Here is a 1,103-nt window from a genome sequence, read left to right as displayed (position 1 = left end):
TGTTGCGGTATTTGAACCCTGAGGTGGATTTGTCCGGGCCAGATCCGGTGATCGGGTTTAACTATTTGGGGCGTGTGGGTGCGGGCGCCGCGGGTGAGTTGTCGGATGATTTATGGCTTTTCAGTCAGCAGGGTGCGTCGTCGGTGGGTGTTACTGGGGCGGTGCCGATGCCGTTGATGCACACGGTGGAACTTAATGCGGTCACTGTCGACACGGTGGCTGGCCCTGAGTTGAGTGCGAACTGGATGTGGGCGCGTTCGGTGGTCGATGAGGCCCAGGTTGGTCGGCTCAGTGTGTCGTGGTTTGAGGCGTTGGCGGGGATGTGTGCGTGTGTTCGTGGTGGTGGGGGTGGGTTGACGCCGTCCGATATTGTGCCGGCGCGTCTTGTTCAGCATCAGATTGCTGAGTTGGCGTCCCAGGGTGTGGTGGCTGATGTGTTGCCGTTGACTGCGTTGCAGCAGGGGCTGCTTTTTCATGCTGGTGTCGCCAAGGCGGATCACGGTGATGTGGTGGATCGCGGTGATGTGGTGGATCGCGGTGATGTGTATGCGGTGCAGTTGGATATCGCGTTACGTGGTGCGCTTGATGAGTGTCGGCTGCGTGATGCGGTCCAGGTGGTGGTGGGTCGGCATCCTCATTTGGTGGCGCGGTTTAGCCAGCAGTTTGATCAGCCGGTGCAGGTGATTTCGGCGGATCCTGTGGCGGGGTGGCGGTATATCGACCTCACGGGTTGCGATGCTGGTGATGTTGAGGTGCAGATCGAGCAGGTGTGTGCTGTCGAGCGTGGCGCGGTGTGCGAGCTTGGTGGCCAGCCGGCTTCTCGGGTGGCGTTGATCTGCACGGCACAAGATCGGTACCGGTTTGTGTTGACTAATCATCACATCGTGTTGGATGGCTGGTCGTTGCCGATCTTGTTGCAAGAGATCTTCGCTAGTTATTACGGGCAGCGGTTGGCTGCGCCGACGCCGTATCGCAGGTTTGTGACGTGGTTGGCTCAGCGGGATCTCGATAGTGCCCGGGCGGCGTGGAGTGAGGTCCTGGCCGGTTTTGAGACTCCCACGTTGGTGGGTCCGTCTGAACCGATGGTGTTGGGGCAGCGCGGT

1 protein-coding gene is annotated in these 1,103 nt (G+C 60.1%); it reads left to right on the top strand.

What is annotated here, in order from left to right; translation table 11 throughout:
- Positions 1 to 1,103 (top strand): condensation domain-containing protein (locus tag DB708_RS23415; protein ID WP_235616916.1); only part of this gene is annotated, 1,103 nt, incomplete at both ends.

It is taken from the genome of Mycobacterium montefiorense (assembly GCF_003112775.1).
Classification (GTDB): Bacteria; Actinomycetota; Actinomycetes; order Mycobacteriales; family Mycobacteriaceae; genus Mycobacterium; species Mycobacterium montefiorense.
Note: the sequence above shows the minus strand (reverse complement) of the source record. Positions and strands in the feature narration are given on the sequence as shown.